This window comes from Hymenobacter sp. B81, from assembly GCF_044628455.1.
In the GTDB taxonomy this organism is placed as follows: domain Bacteria; phylum Bacteroidota; class Bacteroidia; order Cytophagales; family Hymenobacteraceae; genus Solirubrum.
Genome location: NZ_JBIYZW010000001.1, coordinates 1,121,772 through 1,143,949, shown reverse-complemented (window position 1 = coordinate 1,143,949; position 22,178 = coordinate 1,121,772). Strand labels below are relative to the sequence as shown.

The following is a 22,178-nucleotide window of genomic DNA, read 5'->3' as shown; positions in this document are numbered from 1 at the left end:
GCTAAATAGCCGCTGGATGACAGCCGGGGGCGCGGCGGCTCCGGCTCAGCCGGCCGGCTCTTCCAGGGCGGGCAGATGCTGGCGCACCAGGTTCAGGGCCACGGTGGTCACGTACTCGATGTTGAGCTGGCGGCCGCGGTCGAAGGTGATGCGGCGGGTCACGGTCTGGTGCTGGTCGGCGTAGGCCAGCCAGAAGGTGCCCACGGGCTTGTCGGGCGAGCCGCCGCCGGGGCCGGCCACGCCGCTGGTGGCCACGGCCACGTCCACGCCCAGGGTGCGGCGCAGGCCCTCGGCCATCTGGCGCACGGTGGCCTCGCTCACGGCCCCGTGCTCGGCCAGGGTTTCGGGGCGCACGCCCAGCTGCTGCACCTTCACGTCGTTGTGGTAGGCCACCACGCTGCCGCGGAAGTAGGCCGAGCTGCCGGCCACGCTGGTCAGGCGCTGGGCAATGGCGCCGCCGGTGCAGCTCTCGGCCGTGCCGATGCTCAGCCCGCGCTGCTGCAGCAGCTGGCCCAGGGCGGCTTCCAGGGGCACCTCGCCCTCGGCAAACAGGTAGGAACCCAGCAGGCGGCGCAGCTCGGGCAGCTGGGCCTCCAGGCGCGGGCGCAGGTCGGGCTGGCCGTCGGGCAGGGCGCTCAGGCGCAGGCGCACGCCGCCCAGGGAGGGCAGGTAGGCCAGCTTGAGGTTGGGCGGCAGCTGGGCTTCCCAGTCGGCAATCTGCTCGGCCAGAAACGACTCGCCCTGGCCCACGGTCATGAGCACCGCGTGCTCGATGGGGGGCAGCTGAAAGTGGGCCTGCAGGCGCGGCAGCACGGTGTCCTGCATGATGCGCTTCATCTCGAAGGGCACCCCGGGCATGGAAACGAACACGGTACCCTGGTCCTCGAACCACATGCCGGGCGCGGTGCCCACGGGGTTGCGCAGGGGCGTGCAGGCCGCGGGCAGAAAGGCCTGCTGACGGTTCACCTCCAGCATGGGGCGGTTGAAGCGGGCGAAGATGGCCTCCACGTCGCGCAGGCTGGGCTCGTGCAGCACCAGCTCGGTGCCGAAGTAGCGGGCCAGCACGTGCTTGGTGAGGTCGTCCTTGGTGGGGCCCAGGCCGCCGGTCAGTAGCACCACCCGGGCGCGCTGGCGGGCCAGGTCGAGGGCCTGCACGATTTCGTCGGCGCGGTCGGAGACGCTGGTAATCTGGCGCACGCGCAAGCCCAGCTGGCCCAGCTGCTGGCCCATCCAGGCCGAATTGGTGTCGATGACCTGCCCGTAGAGCAGCTCGTCACCAATGGTCATGATTTCAACGTCGGGGGGGGAAGCAGGCAGCATAGGAGCAGGAAAGGAGGGAAGTGGGGCCGCAAGTTGGGGCCCGGGCCGCTAAGACCGGCAGAGGGCCCGCCGGGTTTTGCCAATTTTGGTTCAGGGACGGGCTTTTCTACGCCCCGGCTGCCTGGCCGCGCCAAAAAGCGGCTGTCTGCGCGGCGCAAGGCGGAACGCGGGGCGGTTTGGTCCGGTTTGTGCCAACGCCCAGCCGCGGCCGCGCCAACCGGCCGCTGTTCGAATTCGTTACGCTGCTCCCCATGCATTCTCTCCGTACTCTCGCGCTGCTGGCGGCCCTGCTGGGCGCCTCGCAGGCCCAGGCCCAGCTGATTCGCTTCCCCAAAATCGGGGGCGGCACGTCCACCATCAAGCTGCCCACGCCCAAGACCAGCAAAACCGCCAAAACCAGCGTGTCGCAGGACGAGGCGGCCCGTGGCCTGAAGGAAGCCCTGGTGCAGGGCATCAGCAAGGGCGCCGACCAGGCCTCGCAGGTGGATGGCTTCAACCTCAACCGCCTCATCCGCATTCCCTTCCCGCCCGACGCGCAGCGCGTGGCAACCACCCTGCGCAGCATCGGCCTGGGCGCGGAGGTCGACAAGTTTGAGCTGGCGTTGAACCGCGGGGCCGAGCAGGCAGCCATCAAGGCCAAACCCATCTTCCTGTCGGCCATTAAGAGCCTGACCTTCACCGACGTGTGGAACATCCTGTCGGGTGAGCGGGACGCGGCCACCCAGTACCTGAAGCGCACCACCAGCAGCCAGCTCACCACGGCCTTCCAGCCCATCATGCAGCAGGCCCTGGACCAAACCAACGCTACCAAGTACTACACGGGCCTGGTCACGCGCTACAACCGCATTCCGCTGGTGACCCCGGTAAACCCCAACCTGAACGAGTACGCCACCGGCAAGGCCGTCGACGGGCTGTTCACCCTCATTGCCCAGGAAGAAGCCAACATCCGCGAAAACCCCGTGGCCCGCACCACCGAGCTGCTGAAGAAGGTGTTTGGGAAGAGGTCTTAGGTTGTTAGGGATTAGGTCAGAGGACTTGGTTTTCGTGAAAAAACAAAGGGCCTCCGGAGAATTCCGGAGGCCCTTTTGTGTAACCGAGGGTACGCGAAGGCAGTAGCGCCCTAAGCCCTAAGCCCTAAGCCCTAAGCCCTAAGCCCTAGTATTCGTCGTCGTCGCGGCCCCCGCGGCGGCTGCGGCGCTGCGACTCGTAGCTGTCGTCGTCGTCGAGGCCGAGGTCGTCGTCATCGTCGTCGAGGCTGGCGTAGCGGTTGCTGCCCTCGGGGTCTTCCTGGGCTTCGGCGGCGGCAAATTCGTCTTCGGTCAGGTTGGCCAGATCCAGGGCTTCGTCGTGCGAGGAGCCCGTGTCGCGCCACATCAGGTAGTCGGCGTACTTGGCGCCGAGGGTGTCTTCGGAGGAGGCACCTTTACGACCGCCGCGGGCGGCACCGCGGCCGGGCGTCACTTCGTCTAGTTCGTCGTCGTCGTCCAGCAGATCGTCGTCGAGGTCGTCGTAGCTTCTCATGGGAGCGGAGAATTGAAGGGGTTAAGCGAAGGCAAAAATAAAGGTCGGACGGCAAAACAAGCCCGAAAACGCAGACAGCAGGAGCGGGGTTACGGCAAAGTCGACGGCGGCGGTGGTCCCAGCTCCACGTTGCGGTACACCTCGGCCAGCCGTAGTCCGGCGCCAATGGCGGCCAGCTCGGCCACTGCCTCAGCGGCTTCCAGTACCTGGTAGGTCCATTGCGTGGCCGCGGCGTCGGCGCGCGAATACACCTCAATGCGCTGGCGTTGCGAGTCAACCAGCACGTAGTGCCGCAGCGACGGAATGCGCAGGTAGAACAGCAGTTTTTCGCCCCGGTCGCGGCCCGCCGTGCTTTCCGACTGCACTTCTACCACTACCGTGGGGTTGAGCAGCGTGGCCGGCCGGGGCTCGGGCCGAAACTCGGCCGGGCCGCACACCACCGTGGCATCGGGGTACACGTAGCGCTCTGAATCGGCCAGGTGCACGCGCTGGTCGCTGGCACGTACGGTGCAGTTGCGGTCGAGCACGGCGTTGCCAAGCAAGCGGATGATATTGGCCATAATCAGGTTGTGGGCGTCGCTGGCGCCGGCCATGGCAACGACCTCGCCGGCGTGGTACTCGCTTTTGTAGGGCGCGGTTTCCTCGGCGGCCAGGTAAGTCTCCAGGGACGTGAAGCGCGGTTTTTCGAGGGCAGTCATGGGGTGAAGTGCTTTACCCAAAGCTACGCAACCGGCCCGACAGGCTCAGCGGCGCGGGGCAAAATCCGTCACCCGCAGCTGCGCGCCGCAGAAGGCATATTCTTCCTCCACGTTGGAGCTGACCAGCACCGTGCGGCCGGGCGTGGCGGCGGCCACGTGCTCGTGGTACCAGGCCACGCCGGCGCGGTCGAGGTTGGTGGTGGGCTCATCGAGGAAGAGCAGCGGGGCGTCGGTGTAGAGGGCCAGCCCCAGCTTCACGCGCTGCTTCATGCCGGAGGAAAAGTCGCGAATGAGCTTGTGGCGCGCCGTGCCCAGCTGCAGGATGTCGAGGAGCTGGACGGGCGTGCGGCCGGCCAGCAGCGGGCGGAAGCGGGTGTGAAACTGCAGTTGTTCCTGCAAGGTCAGTTCCTCAATCAGCTCGAGGTAGGGCGCGCACAACGCCAGGTACAGGGCCACCTCGTCGGGGCGCACCGAGCGGCCGGCGTGGGAAAAGCGCAGCTCGCCGGCGGTGGGCAGCGTGTAGGCCGCCAGCACCTGCAGCAGCGTGCTCTTGCCCGCGCCGTTGGGTCCCAGCAAGGCCGTGGCCGAGCCCGGCGCGAAGGCGTAGGTCAGGTCCCGGAAAATCCAGTCGCGGCCGAAGCGCTTGCCCAGGCCGAGGGCCTCAATCTGCACCGTTGCCGTTGCGCGAGTAGCCCTTGATGACGCCGCGGCCGGAGTTGCGCACGAAGTTCACCACCTCGTCGCGCTCGGGCGAGGGCGGCAGCTCCAGCTCGATCTGGTCGAGGGCGGTGTTGTTGTTGAGCCCGTTGAGGAACAACAGGCGGTAGCACTGCTGCACCTGCAGAATCTTCTCGTCGGAGAAGCCGCGACGGCGCAGACCAATGGAGTTGATGCCCGCGTAGGCCAGCGGCTCGCGCCCGGCTTTCACGAACGGGGGCACGTCCTTGCGCACCAGCGAGCCGCCCGAAATCATGGCGTGCTGCCCGATGCGCACGAACTGGTGCACGGCCGAGGCCCCACCCAGAATGGCCCAGTCCCCGATTTCGACGTGGCCGGCCAGTTGCACCGTGTTGGCCAGAATGCAGTTGTCGCCGATGTGGCAGTCGTGGGCCACGTGCACGTAGGCCATCAGCAGGCAGTTTTTGCCGATGCTGGTCTTGAGCCGGTCCACGGTGCCGCGGTTGATGGTCACGCACTCGCGGATGACGGTGTTGTCGCCGATGTGCACGGTGGTTTTCTCGCCCGCGAACTTGAGGTCCTGCGGCACGGCGGCAATGACGGCGCCGGGGAAGATCTTCACGTTCTTACCAATGCGGGCACCCGACATGATGGTCACGTTCGGACCGATCCACGTGCCTTCGCCGATTTCGACGTCCTGCGCGATGGTGGTGAAAGGCTCGACCACGACGTTCTGCGCAATCTTGGCCTCGGGGTGGATATAGGCGAGGGGCTGAGTCATTGAGTCAATGAACAATTAGCAATGATCAATTACCAGCGAACAACGATTGGGCCGTAATGGCTGCGTTCTGTGTTCCTTGATAATTGTTCATTGATCATTGATAACTGGATTACGCGTCTTTGCGCACGATGCTGGCCGACATTTCGGCTTCCATCACCACTTTGCCGTTCACGAAGGCCTGGCCTTTCATCTTGGCAATGCCGCGCTTGACGGGCGACAACAGGGTGCACTTGAAAATGAGGGTGTCGCCGGGAATAACCTTGCGGCGGAACCGGCAGTTTTCGATGCCCAGGAAATAGGTCCAGTAGTTTTCCGGGTCGGGCACGGTGTTGAGCACCAGAATGCCGCCGGTCTGAGCCATGGCCTCGATCTGCAGCACGCCGGGCATTACCGGGTTGCCGGGAAAGTGTCCCGTGAAGAACTCCTCGTTCATGGTCACGTTCTTCACGCCCGTTACCGTGGTCTGGTCGAGGTGAATGATCTTGTCGATGAGCAGGAAGGGGTAGCGGTGCGGCAGAATCTGCGAAATCTGGTTGACGTCCATCACCGGGGGCTGCGCGGGGTCGTAGCGCGGCACGGGCGAGGAGTCCATCTCCAGCATTTTCTTCTTGATCTTCTTGGCAAAGGCTACGTTGGCGGCGTGGCCCGGCCGGGCGGCCAGAATCTGGCCCTTCAGCGGGCGGCCCACCAGGGCCAGGTCGCCCACCAAATCGAGCAGTTTGTGACGGGCGGGCTCGTTTTTGTGGCGCAGGTCCACGTTGTTGAGGATGCCTTCCTTCTTGACGGCCACTTTGGGCTTGCCCAGCATGGTGGCCAGCTCGCCCAGCTCCTCCTCGCTCACGGCCCGGTCGACCACCACAATGGCGTTCGACAGGTCGCCGCCGCGAATCAGGTTGGAGCGGTAGAGCATTTCCAGCTCGTGCAGAAAGCAGAAGGTGCGCGAGGCGGCAATTTCGTCGGTGAACTGCGTGATGTTGTTCAGCGAGGCGTGCTGCGAGCCCAGCACCGGGGAGTTGTAGTCCACCATCACCGTCACGCGGTAGTCGTTGAGCGGCAGGGCGGCAATTTCCACGCCGCGGGCGTGGTCCACGAAATGCACCGAGTCGGGAATCTCAAAGTAGTTGCGCAGCGCGTTCTGCTCTTCCAGGCCTACCTGCTGCAGCGCCTCGATGAAGGGCAGCGACGAGCCGTCCATGATGGGCGGCTCGGGGCCGTCGAGCTGAATCAGGACGTTGTCGAGCTGCAGGCCCACCAGGGCGGCCAGCGTGTGCTCCACGGTGTTCACGCGGGCGCCGTTCTGCTCGATGGTGGTGCCGCGGGAGAGGTCCACCACGTTGTCTACGTCGGCGTCGACGGTGGGCTGACCGTCCAGGTCCACGCGCTGAAACTTGTAGCCGTGGTTGACGGGGGCCGGGCAGAAGGTCATGGTGGCCTGAACGCCCGTGTGCAGCCCCACGCCGCTCACGGTCACCGGGGCTTTAATCGTATGCTGTTTGTCGAACATGTTCTGAGTTGGGAGCTGACAGTTGCTGGTTGTCAGTGGTCAGGGCGCGAATCAAGGGCAAGCAAGCCCCAGGCAACTGACAACTCCCAACTGACAACGGCCAACAATCGGCCCGCAAAGCTATGACTTTTCCGCCTCGTCTGACTTGGGGCGGGCGCGCTCCAGCTCGGTGATGCGGCGCTCCAGCTCGGGCAGGTGGCGAAATACGGCATTGGCCCGCAGCGAGTCGCGCAGGTTGAACGCGGGCGACCCTTGCAGCAGCACGCCTTCCTCCTTGATGGACTTACCCACGCCCGACTGGGCCGTGACGGTGGTGCGGTTGGCCAGGGTGAGGTGCCCGGCCAAACCCGTTTGCCCGGCCAGCACGCAGAAGTCACCGATTTTGGTGGAGCCCGAAATGCCCGACTGCGCGGCTACCACCGTGTGGCGGCCAATTTCCACGTTGTGGGCAATCTGCACCAGGTTGTCAATCTTGGCGCCCTCGCGAATCACCGTCGAGCCCATGGTGGCGCAGTCGATGGTAGCGTTGGCGCCGATGCTCACGTTGTCTTCGAGCACCACGTTGCCAATCTGCGGAATGGGCCGGTACGAGCCGTCGGGCTGGGGCGCGAAGCCGAAGCCGTCGGAGCCTACCACGGCGCCGGCGTGCACCACGCAGCGCGCCCCGATAACCGTGTCGGCGTAGATTTTGGCCCCGGCGTAGATGATGGTGCCGTCGCCGATGCGGCACCGGTCGCCGATGGTGGCGTGGGGAAAAATGAGCACCCCGCGCCCGATCTGGCAGCTGTCGCCCACGTAGGAAAAGGCCCCGCGGTAGCCGTCGTCGCCGATTTCGGTGCCCGTGCCCACGAACGAGGGCTGCTCGACGCCGCGCTTGCCGGTGCGGGCAAACTGCTGGTAGAATTCGAGCAGGGCCGTGAAGCCCAGGTAGGGGTCGTCGACGCGGATCAGGGCGGCCGCCACGGGTTGCTTGAGCACCAGCGTGCGGCTCACAATCACGGCCGAAGCCGCGGTGGTGTAGAGGTGGGGCTCGTACTTGGGGTTCGATAAAAACGCCACGGCCCCGGCGCGGGCCTCCTCGATTTTCGCCAAGCGGTTCACCCGCAGCGTCGCGTCGCCCTCAACCGTGCCGCGCAGCACGTCTGCAATCTGGCCTACCGTAAATTCCATAGCCGGCAAAAGTAAGCAGTAGTCGGTTTTCAGTTGCGAGTTGTCAGTTATCAGCTGTTGGTTGGCAGTTGATAGTTGTTAGCAAGAACGTTCTGACAGCTATCAGCTAGCAACCAACCAAATGACTAACAACTGACAACCAACAACTCACTACATGATTTCCTTGGGGTAGCAGACGTAGTATTTCTCCACCCGCTTGCTCAGGGCCCGGATGTTGGGCAAATCCGATGCCTCGGCCGCATCAACCACGTGGCCGCGCTTGGTGAGCACGTTGATGGTGTCGCCGCCGGTGTCGTAGGCGTTGTTGCTGATGCGGCCGGCAATCATGAGCAGGGAGGCTTCTTCCAGCGGCAGGTTGAAGTGCCCGGCAATGAGCTCGACGATGCCCAGGCGGAACTCCTCGTCGAAGGGCTCGGGAGCGAGGCTGATTTTGAACAGGTGGCGCTCCAGCAGGCTGTGGGCCAGAAACGACAGCACCAGATCGGGGTGGGCGGCCCAGAGCTTGATGGCCGACCAGATGTCCACGTCGTCGAGGCGCACGAAGCGCTGCATGATGGCCGGATCCTGGGCAAAGTCGCGCATCTGCACCGGCCGGGCCAGGAAAAAGCCCAGCTCGGGCGAGGCCGGCACCGCCACGCCCGCCCGCGTCAGGTCGCGGGCCCGCTCCATGAGGCGAATGACCATCTGCTCGGCCGAGGTAACGGCCTTGTGCATGTACACCTGCCAGTACATCACCCGCCGGCTCACCAGGAAGTTCTCGACCGAGTAGATGGCCTTTTCCTCCAGTACCAGCCGCTCGTCTTCGGGGCTGATGGTGAGCATCTTGATGAGGCGGTCGGCGCCGGGCTGGCCCTCCTTCACGCCCGAGTAAAACGAGTCGCGGTTGAGGTAGTCGAGCCGGTCCATGTCGAGCTGGCTGCTCACGAGCTGGTGGAAGAACGGCCGCGGGTAGCTGCCCCGAAAGATGTCGATGGCCAGCTGCAGGCGCCCGCCGAACTCCTGGTTGAGCAGCTCCATCAGGTGCAGCGACACCTGCTCGTGGTGCACGCCGTCGAAAATGGCGTGCTCGAGGGCGTGGGAGAGGGGGCCGTGGCCGATGTCGTGGAGCAGGATGGCAATCTGGGCCGCCTCGCCTTCCTGGGGCGAAATGCGCACGCCCTTATCCTTGAGCGTGCGCAAAGCCAGCGACATGAGGTGCATGGCACCCAGAGCGTGGTGAAAGCGGGTGTGCAGGGCACCGGGGTACACAAAATCCGTCAGGCCGAGCTGCTTGATGCGCCGCAGCCGCTGAAAGAAGCGGTGCTCGATCAGGTCGAAAATCAGCTCGGTGGGGACGCTCACAAACCCGTAGACCGGGTCGTTGAGGATTTTCTTTTTATTCATTCGGGGAGCTTAGGAGCTTTGGGGCTGGCGTATTCAAGGCGAACATGTTTGACAGAGACTACGCCTCGCTGGACTGCTTCTGCCGAAAGCGGGTAGTCATCAAGCTCGCTATCAATAATCAGGTGCATATGGTCTTTTTGACTCTTGATACTTTCCAGGTAGCTGATCAGCTCATCAATTCCTACTGCATCAACAACGATTTCGACTTGTTCAGGTGCCTGGCGGTAGGTGATGAATGAAAGCATTGGGCTTTTCGATTTGTGGGCACGTCATGTTGAGTCACTGAATATGACGTCTAGTAGAAATATGGGCTGAAAAGTAGCGCGAAACCTTGGTACGGAAACGAATGGGCTATGGACCGGACCCAAATGCCCGGTTCCGGGCCGGCTTCGGCGGGCACCGGGCGACTGTTGGGCCGGACCGGGTGCAACCCTGCACCAGCTTTTGGGGTTAGCTTTTGGCAACGCCTGCGCAGCGGCGTGTATCACAAAGCCGCCGCGAAGCGTTAGGTTGCACGCCGCAAACCGGCCGCTGCGCCGGGCCAGCCATTGCTGCAACGGGCCCTTGCCGGGGCCGCTCATGTCTCATCCGAAAACAAGCCAATGCAACGCTACAACATCCTCTGGGCCGACGACGAAATTGACCTCTTGAAGCCGCACATCCTCTTTCTCAAAGAGCGCGGCTACGACGTGACGGGCGTCAACTCCGGGGCCGATGCCGTGGAGGAAATCCAGGAGAAAATCTACGACCTAGTGTTTCTCGACGAGAACATGCCCGGCCTCACCGGCCTCGAAACCCTCACCGAAATCAAGGCCGTGCGTCCCACCGTGCCGGTCATCATGATTACCAAGAGCGAGGAAGAGCACATCATGGAGGAAGCCATCGGCTCCAAGATTGCCGACTACCTCATCAAGCCGGTGAACCCCAACCAGATTCTGCTCTCGGTCAAGAAGGTGCTCGACAACAAGCGCCTGGTGAGCGAGAAAACCAACAGCTCCTACCAGCGCGACTTCCGCCAGCTGGGCATGCAGCTCTCCGACCGCCTCACGCCCGCCGAGTGGGCCGACGTGTACAAGAAGCTGGTGTACTGGGAGCTGGAAATCAACGAAACCGAGGGCAAGAGCATGGCCGAGGTCTTCAACATGCAGAAGGACGAGGCCAACACCTACTTCGGGCGCTTCATCACCGAAAACTACGAGGACTGGCTCAACGACCCCGACGAGGACACTCCCCTTATGTCGCACCAGCTCTTCAAGGAGCGCGTGTTCCCCCTCATGAAGCAAACCGGCGAGCAGCCCGTGTACTTCCTGCTCATCGACAACCTGCGCTACGACCAGTGGAAGGTGCTCGAGCCCATCATTGCCGAGCTGTTCACCGTCGACCAGGAGGAAATGTACTACTCCATCCTGCCCACCACCACGGCCTACGCCCGCAACGCCATCTTCTCGGGCATGATGCCCGGCGAGATTCAAAAGAAGTACCCCAACCTGTGGGTGTGGGACGACGACGACGAGGGCAAGAACCTGAACGAGGCCGAGTTCATGGAAATCATGTTCCAGAAGGCCAACCAGAAGCAGAAGTTCAGCTACAACAAGGTCACCAACCTGCAGGCCGGCAAGGACTTGCTGGGTAAAATGCCCAACCTGCACAACAACCACAAGCTCAACGTCATCGTCTACAACTTCGTGGACATGCTCTCGCACGCGCGCACCGACATGGCCATGATCCGCGAGTTGGCCGCCGACGAGTCGGCCTACCGCTCCATCACCCGCTCGTGGTTTCTGCACTCGCCGCTGTATGAGATGCTCCAGCAGATTGCCGACAAGAAGGGCAAGCTCATCATCACCACCGACCACGGCACCATCCGCTGCAAGCGCCCCTACAAGATTGTGGGCGACCGGAACACCAACACCAACCTGCGCTACAAGCACGGCAAAAACCTGGGCTTCGACGACTCGCGCGACATCTACGTGGTGCGCAAGCCCGAGCGCGTGTTCCTGCCCCGCGAAAACGTCTCCACCGCCTACGTCTTCACCGTGGGCGACTACTTTTTCGCCTACCCCAACAATTACAACTACTACGTGAACTTCTACAAGGATACCTTCCAGCACGGCGGCATCTCCCTCGAAGAAGTCATCATTCCCTACATCACCCTCAGCCCCAAAGGCGCGTAACGAGCGGGGTTTTCGAGCTATGCAAAGCAGGCGGCGGGTTTCCAGCGGAAGCCCGCCGCTTGTGCGTTCTTTGGGGAATGAACCGCTACCTGCTACCGAGTCTATTGCTCCTGCTAAGTTGTCAATCCCAACATGCTGACACGGCGCAGCTGCCGGCGAAACAGGAGGTGTCTACAAATCCAGCGCCGCCCCCGCTGCCTCCTTCCTCCGTGTATGCCGTGCTGCCAAATTCCGCGCCTTTATCAGCCGCCGATGCCGAGGCTGTGGAGCGCTTGCTGCAAGTGTGTATAGCCGATTTCAACCGGATGCAGCGTGAAGAGCTGAACAACCGGGCGGTACCGATTCCCGCTTATGTGGATCAAAAGCAGTTCTTCATCGAGCTGCCCGAGTACAAGCGGCAATATTTTGCGTTCATCAATAGTCGGGGAGAAAAGGAGGTTCAGGTAAACTGCTTCTGTACAGAGGTGCCGAACTGGCGCAGGCAGCTTGTAGTCGTTAGCGACGGCGGCAACTGCTTTTTCCATGTGACCGTCAACCTCAGCAACAACACCTGGCACGACATGGCTGCCAATGGTAGCGCCTGAACCGACCCTCAAGTAGGTCAACCGTGCATCAAGGCACTCAACCGACTTCCAAGGAGGTCAACCGAGCGTCAAGGCACTCAACCGACTGTCAAGGCTCATGCACAACGCATCAAGGGCCGTGCGCGCCGCGTCAAGGCCCATGCGCGAAGCTTCAAGGCACGTGCGCGTCACGTCAAGGACCATGCGCGAAGCGTCAAGGGCCATGCGAACCGTTTCCCGGGCCGTACCCAACGCGTCGAGGACCGTGCGCGGCGTTTCCCGGCCTGTAACCGAGCTTTCCAGCCTGTAACCAACCTTCCCAGCCCGTACCTTTTTTTCAGCGGGCCGAAACCCAACCCCACCCAAAACCAAAGCGCCGCGTCGGAAGACGCGGCGCTTTGGTTTTGCGGCCCGAAGAACTCCAGGCGGGGTTAGCGGGCGTCGGCCAGCACGGCCACGGCTTCGCGCAGGGCCAGGTCCTTGCCCAGCGGCTTCACGAAGCGCTTGCCCCGCTGCACCAGCGTCGAGTCGGTGGTAGCGGCGGCCAGGGTAGGGGCCACTTCCAGGGCCGGGGCCAGCTGCTGGGCTTCCTTAAACCGCTCCGACACCGCCCGGGCCTGCTGCTGGTCGGCGCGGTAGGCGTCCAGGTTCAGCGACACCTGCGTGAGCTTCTGGCGCTTCACCAGCTCCTGCACCGACTCGCCGATGAGGCGGAAGCCCGCGTCGGTGGCCACGCGCCGGCGGCTGGCCTCGGCCAGCTGGCGCAGGCCCACCGGCGCCTGCCAGGTGCGGAAGGGGGCGGCCCCAATCTCGTCCCAGCCCAGCGGAAAGTCGGTTTGCTGCTCGCCGGTGCCCAGGGCGCTGTAGGCGTCGGGCAGCGTTACATCGGGCGTCACGCCCCGGAACTGGGTCGAGCCCCCGCCGATGCGGTAGTATTTCTGCAGGGTAATCTTGAGCGAGCCGAACGGCTTGAGGCTGTTGAACTGCGCCGGCAGCACCTCGTCGAGGTCGAACACGCGCTGCACCGTGCCCTTGCCGTAGGTGGTGTTGCCCATGATGATGCCGCGCTGGTGGTCCTGAATAGCGGCGGCCAGAATCTCGGAGGCCGAGGCGCTGTACTTGTTCACCAGCACCACCAGCGGCCCCTCGTACTGCACCCGCGTATCGGAGTCGTTGAGCACCTGGGCCGGGCGCTGGGCACTTTTCACCTGCACCATGGGCCCGCTGCTCACAAACAGGCCGGCCATGTCCACCGCGTCCTGCAGCGAGCCGCCGCCGTTGAAGCGCAGATCCAGCACCACGCCCTGCACGTTCTGCTGCTTGAGCTTGGCCAGCTCGGCCTTCACGTCCTCGGCCGAGCTGCGCCCGCCGTTGTTGTTGAAGTCGGCATAAAACGCGGGCAGGTGAATGTAGCCGTACTTCTTCCCGTCCTGCTGTACTGTGGCCGACTGCGCGTAGGTTTCTTCCAGCACCACCACGTCGCGGATGATGGGAATCACGCGCACCGTGCCGTCGGGCTTTTTCACCGTCAGGCGCACCTCGCTGCCCTTCTTGCCCCGAATCATCTGCACGATTTTGTCGAAGCGCATGCCGCCCACGGCCACCGGCTCGGCCGCGCCCTGGGCCACGCGCAGAATCTCGTCGCCGATTTTCAGCTCGCCTTGCCGGTACGAGGCCGAGCCCGGCACGATGTCGGTCACCACAATCTTGTTGTCCTGCTCGCCCAGCTGGGCCCCCGTGCCCTCGAAGCGGCCGGTCAGGGCAATGTCGAAGTTGTCCTTATCGCGCGGGGCGAAGTACTCGGTGTGCGGGTCGTACACGTTGGCCACGGTGTTGGCAAACTGCGCCAGCCGGTCTTGCGCATCGGTTTGCAGCAGGTTGGCGAAGGTGTCGTCGTAGTACTTCAGCACTTGCTTGCGGGCCTCCGCCTCCAGCTCACTCATCGGGCGCACCGGCTTCGACATGGTGGCCGGGGAAGGCTTCACCTTGGTCGAGGCCAGCGACTTGTCGGTGCCGTTTTGCTCGTCGAGCAGCTCTGAGAGGCGGGCCAGGGTCTGGTACTTCAGCAGCAGGCGCCACCGTTCGCGCTGCGCGGTCGGCGTGGCGGCGTAGTCGAGCTTCTCGGCATCAGTTTCAAAGGTTTCCTTGGCCGTGAAGTCGAAGGGCTTGGCCAGCAGCTCGCGGTACAAGAGCTGGGCTTCCTGCACCCGGGCGGTCATCAAAGCCGTGCTGCGCTGCAGAAACTCCTGGCTGCCGCGCTGAATCTCGTTGTCGATGTCGCGCTGGAAGGCCTGCAGCTCCTGCACGTCGGGCTGGCGCAGAAACTTCTTACCCGCGTCGAGGCGCTTGAGGTAGAGACCGAACACCCGGCGCGAAAACGCGTCGTCGAGCGCGGCCGGCTGGTAGTGCGCCCCGCTGAGGCCCTGCACAATGGTTTGCAGCAGGTAGGCGGCCTTACGGTCGGGATTGTCGGCCGGGCGCGGGGCCGTGGTTTCGGGCGCCAGGAAAAACAGGGCGGGCAGCAGGGCCGTGCAGGCCGCGGCGCCGAAGCGGAAAAGTGCCATGCGGAAAAGCGAAGTTGAGTGGAGCCGGAGCCCGGAAAAAACTGGTTGCTGCGAGCCGGGCCCTAGACGCTAAGACCCGCCCGCCCGGCGCTTTTCGTCCTCGGCCCCGCCACCGCGGCGCTTGGAGGGCGCCACTTTGTCGTTGCCGAAGCGGTAGCTGAACGCGAGCGTGGCCACGCGCGAGTCGTAGCGTTGGAAAAAGCGCTCCACGTAGGTGGCGTACGAGGACGTAGCGCGCACCGGGCTGGTGTAGAGAAGGTCGGTGAAGTTGAACTTGAGGTTGCCTTTGCGGTTCCAAAGACTTTTCTGCACGCCCACCGCTACCTGGCCCTGACGCTGCACGTCCAGAAACCCGTACACCTCGCGCGACTGGTACGAGCCGTTGAGCTCGGCGCTCCAGCCCTTGCCAATGGTGAAGGTGTGGTTGCTGCTCAGGTTGAAGGCGGCCCGGCCGCGGTTCAGCCCCGTGCCCGCCAGGTTGCCCACGAAGCGGCTGTAGTAGAACACCCCGTTGTTGTAGGCCGACCACCACTTGGCCAGCTCCAGCGGCGCGGTCAGCGTGAGGGCGTAGTAGTGCTGCTGGTCGAGGTTGGTGGTGGTGGAAATTACTTTCTGGTCGGCAGTGGGCTGCACCACCCCGATGAGTGGGTCACTGGTAAGGCCGTAGCTCAGGCCCAGGCTGTACTTCTGGCGCAGGGTGTGGGTCAGCTCGAAGTTGTAGCTGGTCTGCGGCTTCAGGAAGGGGTTGCCCTCGCCCGAGGTCGTCTTGTCGATGATGATGCTGAAGGGGTTGAGCTGCCCGTAGGAGGGCCGGTCGATGCGGCGGCTGAGCGAGAGACTGGTTTCGTGCTGCTCGGAAAACTTGCGCTTCACGGCCGCGCTCGGAAACAGCTGAAAGTAGTGGCGGTCGAAGTTCGGCTCGCGGCCCGGCTGCACCACGTCCTGCTTGCCCACGGCGTTGGTTTGCTCGCCGCGCAGACCGGCTTGCAGGGTGTAGCCCGGCTGGGTGAAGTTCAGGTTCACGTAGCCGGCGTTGATGTTTTCGTCGTAGCGGAAGCGGTTGGAGCGCGCGGGGTCGAAGGCGCCGTTGAGGAAAAACTTCAGGTCGTTGTCGGCCGTCACCAGGCTGGCTTTGGCGCCGGCCTCCAGGCGCAGGGCCTTGGTCAGCGGCTGCACGTAGTCAACCTTGGCCGACTGAATGGTCAGCTCGCCCAGCTGGTCGCTGGTGGCCAGCTCGCCCACCTGCTCGGCCCCGTTGAAGCGGGTGGCCAGGCGTTGGTCGCGGGTGGTGTGGTAGCGGGCGTAGTCCACGTCGGCGCTCAGCTCGCGCGGCCCCAGCGAATCCACGAACGTGTGGCGCAGGTTCAGGTTGCCGGTCACGTTGGGCACCACGGCGCGGCGGTAGTTGGTGGAGTTGTACAGCTCGGTGCTTCGCGTGAGCGGGTCGAATACCGTAGTTACGTTGGTGCCGTCCTGCTCCGAGCGGGCCGAGAGGCCACTGGCCACCGCGCCCAGGGTCGTGCGCTCGGCCAGGTTGTAGTCGAAGCCCGCCCGCCAGCTGTGCGAGCGGCCGTGGTTGGGGGCGCGGTTGTCCTGGTCGGTTACGCTCACCAGCTGCCGCTCGCCGCCCGCGGCCGCGCTGTAGAAGTCGCGGTGAATGGTGAGCTTGCCCACGCCCTCGCGGTTGCTGTAGTTGTACGAGCCGAACAGGTTGATTTTCTGGCGACGGTGGTTCAGGCTCAGGCCGTTGGTGAGCTTGTTGCCCGCGAAGCTGCGGCCGTAGCTGGCATTGTAGCTGCCGTTGGTGCCCAGCTTCTGGTCTTTGCGCAGGTTGATGGCGATGATACCGGCCCCGCCCTGGGCATCGTACTTGGCGGGCGGATTGGTGATGAGCTCGATGCTTTTGAGCTGCTCGGCGGGCAGGGCGCGCAGGTAGTCGGCCAGTTCGGTACCACTCATGGGCTGGCGCTTGCCGTCGATGAGCACCAGCAAACCCTGCCGGCCGCGCAACGCCAGGTTGTCGTTGGCATCTACCGTCACCCCGGGGGAGCGGCGCAGCACGTCGAGCGAGGTATTGCCGGCGGCCAGGGTCGAGCCTTCCACGTTCACGATGGTGCGATCGGCTTCGCGCTCAAACAATGGCTTCTGGCCCACCACCTGCACTTCCTTGAGGGTAGTAGCCGCACTGGCCGCCAATTGCAGAGCCGGCAGCTTCAGGTTTTCGCCAGCCAGCTCGAAGGGGCGCGACCAGCCGCGGCCAAATCCCACCTGCGAGGCCGACACCAGGTAGCGGCCCGCGGGCGTTTGCTCGAACAGAAAGCGGCCCTGCTCGTTGCTGAACTCGGTTTTGACCACCGCCGAGTCGGCGGCGCGGTGCAGCGTGACGGTGGCGTAGTCAACGGGCACATCGGCGGTGGTGCGCACGCTACCCTCGAGGGTGGCGTGGGTCTGGGCCAGTGCGGCCGAGGAGCCGGCCAGCCCGAGGGCCAGCAGCCAGCCGGTGCGGAATGGGGTAGAAGTTTTCATAGCGTCAGAAAGGCGGACGGGGGAGAAAGCGGAGCGGGGGCCGCGGCGGGACAATAGCCTGCCCGGCGCTTAGCGGGTAAGGGTAAGGGAAGATATACGAAATGTTTCGTATTTACAACTGACAGCTTTATTCACTTGGTCCGGGCTCCGGCGGCCGCGGCCGGGCGTGGGGGGAGCCGGGCGGGCTTGCGGCCTGGGGCGCAGTTGGCAGCAATGCGTTCGAGCAAACCTTGCAGCAGCGCTTGCTCGTCGTCGCTCAAACCCTGTAGCGCAAGTTGACGGTTGCTGAGCACGATGGGCTGCACGGCGGCCAGAATCTGGTAGCCGGCCTCGCTCACGCGCAGCTGGGTGCGGCGGCCGTCGTGGGGCAAGGGCTGGGCCGACACCAAGCCGCGCCGGGTGAGCATCGCCAGAATACGGGCCACCGAGGCCTGGTCCTTGAAGACCAGCTCGGCAATTTCCGCCTGCCGCAGATCCACGTTTTCCAGCAGCACGCGCAACACCAGCCACTGATCGATGGTGATGGGAATGCCGGCCCGGTCGATGTTGGCCTGGGCCAGGCGGCGGTAGCTGCGGATGGCCTTGTCGAGCGAGTAAAACAGGATGTTGGAGAGCATGGCAGTCGGAATTGGGGCAAAGACTATGACATGTCATGTAAGTTGCACGAGCCCGCTAATGGGCTGTGAGACACGCCGCAGCCCCGTGGGCACTGGGCCGACGGGGCTGGGCAACAGGTAAAGGGCAGGCTTAGTCGGCGCGGCGCTTTTCGTCTTCGGCCCCGCCGCTGCGGCGCTTGGCGGCGGCCACTTTGTCGTTGCCGAAGCGGTAGCTGAAGGACAGGGTCACGGCGCGGGTGTCCTGGGCCTGGTAGAATTTCTCGTGGTAGTTGTCGTAGATCGAGCGGGCATTTACCACGCCAGTGTAGAACAGGTCGGTGGCGTTGAGCTTCAGCGTGGCTTTCTTTTCCCAGAGGCTTTTCTGCACGCCCAGGGCCACCTGGCCGCGGGGGCGCAGGTCGAAGAAACCGTACTGCTCGCGCGACTGGTAGCGGGCGTTCAGCTCCACCGTCCAGCCCTGGCCGAAGGCGTAGGTGCCGTTGCTGCTCAGGCTGAAGGCGGCGCGGCCGTTGTTGAGGTAGGTGCCGGCCACGGTGCCGTAGAAGTGGCGGTAGTACACCACAACGTTGTTGTAGATATTCAGACCCTTGGCCAGCTCCAGCGGAGCCGTGAAGGTAAGGGCGTAGTACTGCAGGCTGCGCAGGTTCTGGGTGGTGGCCACCACGATGCGGCTGGTGTCCGACTCGGGCTGCACGGTGTTCACGATGGGGTCGGCGGTGTGGCTGTAGCTCAGGCCCAGGCTGTACTTCTGGCGGTAGGTGTGGGTCAGCTCCAGGTTGTAGCTGGTTTGGGCCAGCAGGTTGGGGTTGCCTTCCTGGTAGGTGGTGGCATCGGCGTAGCCCTTAAAGGGGTTCAGCTGGTTGTAGGAGGGCCGGTCGATGCGGCGGCTGAGCGAGAGGCTGGTTTCGTTGGTGGGCGAGAAGCTGTGCTTGGCCGAGGCGCTGGGAAACAGCTGGAAGTAGTTGCGGTCGAAGTCGGGCTTGCTGCCGGGCTGCACCACGGCCTGCTTGCCGTGGGCCACCGTCTGCTCGCCGCGCAGGCCAGCCTGCAGGCTCCACTTGGGCAGGGTCTGGCTCAGGCTCAGGTAGCCGGCGTAGATGTTCTCGTCGTAGCGGAAGCGGTTGGAGCGCTCGGAGTCGTAAAAGCGGCGCCCGTCGCGGGTCTGCTCAAACACCACGTCGTTGTCCGACTCCACGCGGCTGGCCTTGGCGCCGGCCTCGGCCCGCAGGGTTTTGCTGATGGGGTGCACGTAATCGGCCTTCACCGACTGGATGGTGAGCTGGCCGTTCTGGTCGCCGTCGAGGCGGAAGGGGGCGCGGTTGATGCCCAGGTAGCTGGTGCCCAGGCCCTGCAGGCGGCGCTGGTCGTAGCGGGCCACGTCCACGTCGGCGCTCAGCTCGCGGTTGCCGGCCTCGACGTTGGGGCGGGTGTGGCGCAGGTTCAGGTTGGCGCCGGCGTTGGGGCTCTTGGCGTTGAAGGTGCTCACCGTGGCAAACACGCTGTCGATGCCCTGGCTGGCGGGGTTGCGGAAGGTGGAGCGGTTGGTGCCGTCGAGGTCGAAGCCGGCGTGAATGCCGCTGACGACGGCGCCCAGCACGGTGTTCTGGCCCAGGTTGTAGTCGGCGCCCACTTTCCAGGTGTGAGAGTTGCCGTGGCTGAACTGGCGGTTTTCCAGCTCGGTGAGGCTCAGCAGCGTACGGCGCGCATCGCCGGGGCGGAAAAACTCCCGGTCGATGTCGAGACGCACGAAGGATTCCCGCTCGCCGTAGTTGTAGGTGCCGAACAGGTTGAGGTTTTTGCGGCGGTGGTTCAGGCTCAGGCCCGAGGTAAAGCGCCCGTAGCGGCCGCGGCCGTAGCTCAGGTTCACCGAGCCGTTGGTGCCCAGCTTCTGGTCTTTCTTGAGGTTGATGGCAATGATGCCCGCGCCCCCGGCCGCGTCGTACTTGGCGGGCGGGTTGGTGATGAGCTCGATGCTTTTGAGCTGCTCGGCGGGCAGGGCACGCAGGTAGTCGGCCAGCTCGGTGCCGCTCATGGGCACGCGGCGCCCGTCGATGAGCACCAGCAAACCCTGCTTGCCGCGCAGGGCGATGTTGTCGTTGCCGTCCACCGTCACGCCTGGCGAGCGGGTGAGCACGTCCAGCGAGGTATTGCCGGCGGCCAGGGTCGAGCCTTCCACGTTCACGATGGTGCGGTCGGCTTCGCGCTCGAACAGGGGGCGTGAGGCCGTTACCTTCACTTCCTGCAGGGTGGTGGCGGCGCTGGTGGGCAAGCTCAGGGCCGGCAGGGCCAGGCTTGCGCCGGCTACCTCGAAGGGCCGCGACCATTGCCGCACAAAGCCCAGCTGCGATGCCGACACCAGGTAGCGCCCGTTGGCGGCGGGCTCGAAGCGGAAGCCGCCCTGCTCGTCGCTGAACTCGGTTTTGACCACCGACGAGTCGGCGGCGCGGTGCAGCGTGACGGTGGCGTAGTCGATGGGGGCGCCGGCGGCCGAGCGGACCGCCCCGCTTACGCCCACCGGGCCCTGGGCCTGGGCGGCCAGGGTGGTGCCCAGGCCCAGCAGCAACAAGCTCAGGGGGCGGCAGACGGCGGGGTAAAAGCAAGTTTTCATAGCAGCGGAAAAAGAGGTTGGGAGAGAAGCAAGGGGGAGAAACTGGGGCGCCTGGGAGGTAGGGCGAGGCGAGTGACCGGTGGCGGGTGTCCGCTTTTGACTAGACTGGAGGTACATGACGCCTTACCTACCCAAGTGCAGTGCCAGTTTTGTAAATAATTGATTGTTAATAGTTAAAGGTGATTGGGCTTGATAATCACCAACTCAACCCTGTCCGGAACCGAACAGTATGTCCGAAAGCGGACCGGCCCCGGCGTCCGGAATCGAACCCCGGGGCGGCGCTTGCCCGAACTTGCCCGTACTTTGTCCTTACTTTCCCTGCTATGGCTGAATTGAATCCGCACGACGTGCGCGACGAATCCGGGCACCTCATCCGCGAGTTGCACGGCGTCACCCTGGCCCACATCCTCGACTACCTGGTGCAGCACTACGGCTGGCCGGAGCTCGACCGGCTCGTGCGCCTCAACTGCTTCGCCAACAACCCTACCATCAAGTCCAGCCTCAACTTCCTGCGGCGCATGCCCTGGGCGCGGGCTAAGGTGGAGGAGCTCTACGTGCAGACGCGCACCGACGAGGTGCTGCGCCAGCGCCGCCAGGCCGGCCGGTGAGCCGGGTAGGCCGAACAGCGGCTTTGATGCCCCGGCTGAAAACACCGCGGCCCGCCGATGCACAGTAGCATTGGCGGGCCGCGGGCAATAGATGAGCTGCGTACTTCCGGGCCGCGTCAGCCCGGGGCTAGGTTAGCGCAGGGCGTCGAGGGCGGCGCGCAGGCGGGGCAGGGCGGCTTCGATGGACTCCAAAGAAGCCCCGCCCACCGACATGCGGAACCAGGGCTCGGTATCGGCCGAGCCGAAGGCGCTGAAGGGCACCACGGCCAGGCGGGCTTCGCTGATGAGGTAGGAAGTCAGGTCCTTGGTGGTGGCCAGGCGCTGGCCGGCGGGCGTGGTTTTGCCCAGCACGTCAAGCTTGGCGGTGAGGTAGATAGCGCCCATCGGCACCACTGCGTCGACGGCGTAACCTTCCTGCTGCAGCTGCTTGAGACCGGTATAGAGGGCCACCAGGCTTTGCTGAATGTGCTGGCGGAACTGGTCCATGAACGCGTCCACGGCCGGCTGCTGGGGCAGGTAGTGAGCCACGGCTACCTGCTCGGCCTTGGGTGCCCAGGCCCCCACGTGGCCCAGAATGGCCTTCATCTTGTCGATAACGGCGCTGGGGCCGAAGGCGTAGCCCACGCGCACGCCCGTAGCCGCCAGGCACTTCGAGATGCCGTCGATGTACACCACGTACGGGCGCAGGGCGGGGCGCAGGTTCACCGGGTCGAAGTGCTGGGTGTCGCCGAAGGTCAGCAGCCAGTAAATCTGGTCGTAGAGGATGTAGAGCGGCTTTTCGTCGGGCCCGCGGCGCTGGTTTTCGGCCAGGACCAGGTCGCAGATGGCTTCCAGGTCGGCCTTGGCGAAGACGGTGCCGGTGGGATTGAGCGGCGAGCAGAGGGCCAGCAGCGTGGCGCCCGTCAGGTGCGGAGCCACGTCGGCGGCGGTGGGCATGAAGTTGTTTTCGGCCCGGGTGGCCACCATCACCGGCTCGGCGCCCGACAGGTGGCAGTAGTGGTTGTTGTTCCACGAGGGCACCGGAAACACCACCCGGTCGCCGGGGTCGACCAGGGCCCGGTAGGTGGCGTAGATGAGCGGGCGCGAGCCGCCGGCTACCAGCAGGTCGTTGGGGGAGTAGGTGAGCTGCAGGCGCTCCTGCAGAAACTGCGCGGCGGCCTGCCGCAGCTCGCCCATGCCGTTGGCGGGCGGGTAGTTGGTGTGCCCGGCCTCGTAGGCCCGGGTGATTTCGGCGCCCAGCTCGGCGGGAATCGGGAAGATAGCCGGGTCGAAGTCGCCGATGGTGAGGTTGCAGATTTGCTCCCCCTTGCGGATCATGTCGTTGACTTCGTTGCCGATTTTGATGATTTCGGAGCCGATCAGGCCGGCGGCCATGGTGGAAACTTGCATAGGCGTTGTGGTGGATTCGGCCGCCGGCACACCCCGGAGGCCGGGCGGCAAGTTACGCTTGCCTAAACTTGTGC

At 64.4% G+C, this 22,178-nt stretch carries 18 protein-coding genes; 4 read left to right on the top strand and 14 right to left on the bottom strand.

The window, feature by feature from the left end; genetic code table 11:
• Positions 1-45: 45 nt before the first annotated feature.
• Complete coding sequence (locus ACE191_RS05135) at positions 46-1,320, bottom strand: competence/damage-inducible protein A (RefSeq protein WP_400191111.1); 1,275 nt, start codon at positions 1,318-1,320, stop codon at positions 46-48.
• A gap of 251 nt (positions 1,321-1,571) precedes the next feature.
• Here ACE191_RS05135 and ACE191_RS05130 point away from each other — a divergent pair, with 251 nt between their 5' ends.
• On the top strand, positions 1,572-2,330 hold the full coding sequence (locus ACE191_RS05130) for a DUF4197 domain-containing protein (protein ID WP_400191110.1): 759 nt from the start codon (positions 1,572-1,574) through the stop codon (positions 2,328-2,330).
• Positions 2,331-2,475: 145 nt separating this feature from the next.
• Here ACE191_RS05130 and ACE191_RS05125 read toward each other — a convergent pair whose 3' ends face one another.
• From ACE191_RS05125 to ACE191_RS05090, 8 genes are all read right to left on the bottom strand, one after another.
• Complete coding sequence (locus ACE191_RS05125; protein ID WP_400191109.1) at positions 2,476-2,841, bottom strand: hypothetical protein; 366 nt, start codon at positions 2,839-2,841, stop codon at positions 2,476-2,478.
• Positions 2,842-2,930: 89 nt separating this feature from the next.
• Positions 2,931-3,539 (bottom strand): Uma2 family endonuclease, encoded by a 609-nt coding sequence (locus ACE191_RS05120; protein WP_400191108.1) that lies wholly within the window; start codon positions 3,537-3,539, stop codon positions 2,931-2,933.
• A gap of 45 nt (positions 3,540-3,584) precedes the next feature.
• Positions 3,585-4,211, bottom strand: a complete 627-nt coding sequence (locus ACE191_RS05115; RefSeq protein WP_400191107.1) for an ATP-binding cassette domain-containing protein — start codon at positions 4,209-4,211, stop codon at positions 3,585-3,587.
• Positions 4,201-4,998 carry an acyl-ACP--UDP-N-acetylglucosamine O-acyltransferase gene (gene lpxA, locus ACE191_RS05110; RefSeq protein ID WP_400191106.1) on the bottom strand — a complete coding sequence of 266 codons (798 nt, stop codon included), beginning with the start codon at positions 4,996-4,998 and terminating at the stop codon, positions 4,201-4,203. The genes ACE191_RS05115 and lpxA overlap by 11 nt, the downstream gene beginning before the upstream one ends.
• A 109-nt stretch (positions 4,999-5,107) precedes the next feature.
• Positions 5,108-6,502: a bifunctional UDP-3-O-[3-hydroxymyristoyl] N-acetylglucosamine deacetylase/3-hydroxyacyl-ACP dehydratase gene (locus ACE191_RS05105; RefSeq protein WP_400191105.1), complete on the bottom strand. Its 1,395-nt coding sequence runs from the start codon at positions 6,500-6,502 to the stop codon at positions 5,108-5,110.
• Positions 6,503-6,622: 120 nt separating this feature from the next.
• Positions 6,623-7,672, bottom strand: a complete 1,050-nt coding sequence (gene lpxD / locus ACE191_RS05100; RefSeq protein WP_400191104.1) for a UDP-3-O-(3-hydroxymyristoyl)glucosamine N-acyltransferase — start codon at positions 7,670-7,672, stop codon at positions 6,623-6,625.
• A gap of 150 nt (positions 7,673-7,822) precedes the next feature.
• Positions 7,823-9,055 carry an HD domain-containing protein gene (locus tag ACE191_RS05095; protein ID WP_400191103.1) on the bottom strand — a complete coding sequence of 411 codons (1,233 nt, stop codon included), beginning with the start codon at positions 9,053-9,055 and terminating at the stop codon, positions 7,823-7,825.
• A complete protein-coding gene (locus ACE191_RS05090) occupies positions 9,052-9,300 on the bottom strand; it encodes a hypothetical protein (RefSeq protein ID WP_400191102.1) in 249 nt (82 codons plus the stop codon). Before ACE191_RS05090 ends, ACE191_RS05095 begins: the two co-directional genes overlap by 4 nt.
• 357 nt (positions 9,301-9,657) lie before the next feature.
• Between ACE191_RS05090 and ACE191_RS05085 the strand changes: the two genes are divergently transcribed.
• A complete protein-coding gene (locus ACE191_RS05085) occupies positions 9,658-11,229 on the top strand; it encodes a PglZ domain-containing protein (RefSeq protein WP_400191101.1) in 1,572 nt (523 codons plus the stop codon).
• Positions 11,230-11,438: 209 nt separating this feature from the next.
• Entirely contained in the window at positions 11,439-11,813 is a 375-nt protein-coding gene (locus ACE191_RS05080) for a hypothetical protein (protein ID WP_400191100.1), read from the top strand.
• A gap of 410 nt (positions 11,814-12,223) precedes the next feature.
• Here the strand turns inward: ACE191_RS05080 and ACE191_RS05075 are convergent, their stop codons facing one another.
• From ACE191_RS05075 to ACE191_RS05060, 4 genes are all read right to left on the bottom strand, one after another.
• Entirely contained in the window at positions 12,224-14,356 is a 2,133-nt protein-coding gene (locus tag ACE191_RS05075; RefSeq protein ID WP_400191099.1) for a carboxy terminal-processing peptidase, read from the bottom strand.
• Between the two features lie 69 nt (positions 14,357-14,425).
• Positions 14,426-16,882, bottom strand: a complete 2,457-nt coding sequence (locus ACE191_RS05070) for an outer membrane beta-barrel protein (protein ID WP_400191098.1) — start codon at positions 16,880-16,882, stop codon at positions 14,426-14,428.
• Positions 16,883-17,013: 131 nt separating this feature from the next.
• Entirely contained in the window at positions 17,014-17,499 is a 486-nt protein-coding gene (locus tag ACE191_RS05065) for a MarR family winged helix-turn-helix transcriptional regulator (protein WP_400191097.1), read from the bottom strand.
• A 130-nt stretch (positions 17,500-17,629) separates the two neighbouring features.
• Positions 17,630-20,107 (bottom strand): TonB-dependent receptor, encoded by a 2,478-nt coding sequence (locus tag ACE191_RS05060; protein ID WP_400191096.1) that lies wholly within the window; start codon positions 20,105-20,107, stop codon positions 17,630-17,632.
• A 323-nt stretch (positions 20,108-20,430) separates the two neighbouring features.
• On the opposite strand from ACE191_RS05060, the gene ACE191_RS05055 reads away from it, so the two are divergent.
• Positions 20,431-20,715, top strand: coding sequence for a VF530 family DNA-binding protein (locus tag ACE191_RS05055; protein WP_400191095.1), 285 nt, complete (start codon positions 20,431-20,433; stop codon positions 20,713-20,715).
• Positions 20,716-20,847: 132 nt separating this feature from the next.
• Here the strand turns inward: ACE191_RS05055 and ACE191_RS05050 are convergent, their stop codons facing one another.
• Positions 20,848-22,104 (bottom strand): pyridoxal phosphate-dependent aminotransferase, encoded by a 1,257-nt coding sequence (locus ACE191_RS05050; protein ID WP_400191094.1) that lies wholly within the window; start codon positions 22,102-22,104, stop codon positions 20,848-20,850.
• Positions 22,105-22,178: the final 74 nt, after the last annotated feature.

What these genes read in the sequence shown, in the direction of transcription:
- ACE191_RS05135 (WP_400191111.1), bottom strand. Translation starts at nt 1,320, where the DNA reads ATGCTGCCTGCTTCCCCCCCCGACGTTGAAATCATGACCATTGGTGAC.
- ACE191_RS05130 (WP_400191110.1), top strand. Translation starts at nt 1,572, where the DNA reads ATGCATTCTCTCCGTACTCTCGCGCTGCTGGCGGCCCTGCTGGGCGCC.
- ACE191_RS05125 (WP_400191109.1), bottom strand. Translation starts at nt 2,841, where the DNA reads ATGAGAAGCTACGACGACCTCGACGACGATCTGCTGGACGACGACGAC.
- ACE191_RS05120 (WP_400191108.1), bottom strand. Translation starts at nt 3,539, where the DNA reads ATGACTGCCCTCGAAAAACCGCGCTTCACGTCCCTGGAGACTTACCTG.
- lpxA (WP_400191106.1), bottom strand. Translation starts at nt 4,998, where the DNA reads ATGACTCAGCCCCTCGCCTATATCCACCCCGAGGCCAAGATTGCGCAG.
- ACE191_RS05105 (WP_400191105.1), bottom strand. Translation starts at nt 6,502, where the DNA reads ATGTTCGACAAACAGCATACGATTAAAGCCCCGGTGACCGTGAGCGGC.
- lpxD (WP_400191104.1), bottom strand. Translation starts at nt 7,672, where the DNA reads ATGGAATTTACGGTAGGCCAGATTGCAGACGTGCTGCGCGGCACGGTT.
- ACE191_RS05095 (WP_400191103.1), bottom strand. Translation starts at nt 9,055, where the DNA reads ATGAATAAAAAGAAAATCCTCAACGACCCGGTCTACGGGTTTGTGAGC.
- ACE191_RS05090 (WP_400191102.1), bottom strand. Translation starts at nt 9,300, where the DNA reads ATGCTTTCATTCATCACCTACCGCCAGGCACCTGAACAAGTCGAAATC.
- ACE191_RS05085 (WP_400191101.1), top strand. Translation starts at nt 9,658, where the DNA reads ATGCAACGCTACAACATCCTCTGGGCCGACGACGAAATTGACCTCTTG.
- ACE191_RS05075 (WP_400191099.1), bottom strand. Translation starts at nt 14,356, where the DNA reads ATGGCACTTTTCCGCTTCGGCGCCGCGGCCTGCACGGCCCTGCTGCCC.
- ACE191_RS05070 (WP_400191098.1), bottom strand. Translation starts at nt 16,882, where the DNA reads ATGAAAACTTCTACCCCATTCCGCACCGGCTGGCTGCTGGCCCTCGGG.
- ACE191_RS05065 (WP_400191097.1), bottom strand. Translation starts at nt 17,499, where the DNA reads ATGCTCTCCAACATCCTGTTTTACTCGCTCGACAAGGCCATCCGCAGC.
- ACE191_RS05060 (WP_400191096.1), bottom strand. Translation starts at nt 20,107, where the DNA reads ATGAAAACTTGCTTTTACCCCGCCGTCTGCCGCCCCCTGAGCTTGTTG.
- ACE191_RS05055 (WP_400191095.1), top strand. Translation starts at nt 20,431, where the DNA reads ATGGCTGAATTGAATCCGCACGACGTGCGCGACGAATCCGGGCACCTC.
- ACE191_RS05050 (WP_400191094.1), bottom strand. Translation starts at nt 22,104, where the DNA reads ATGCAAGTTTCCACCATGGCCGCCGGCCTGATCGGCTCCGAAATCATC.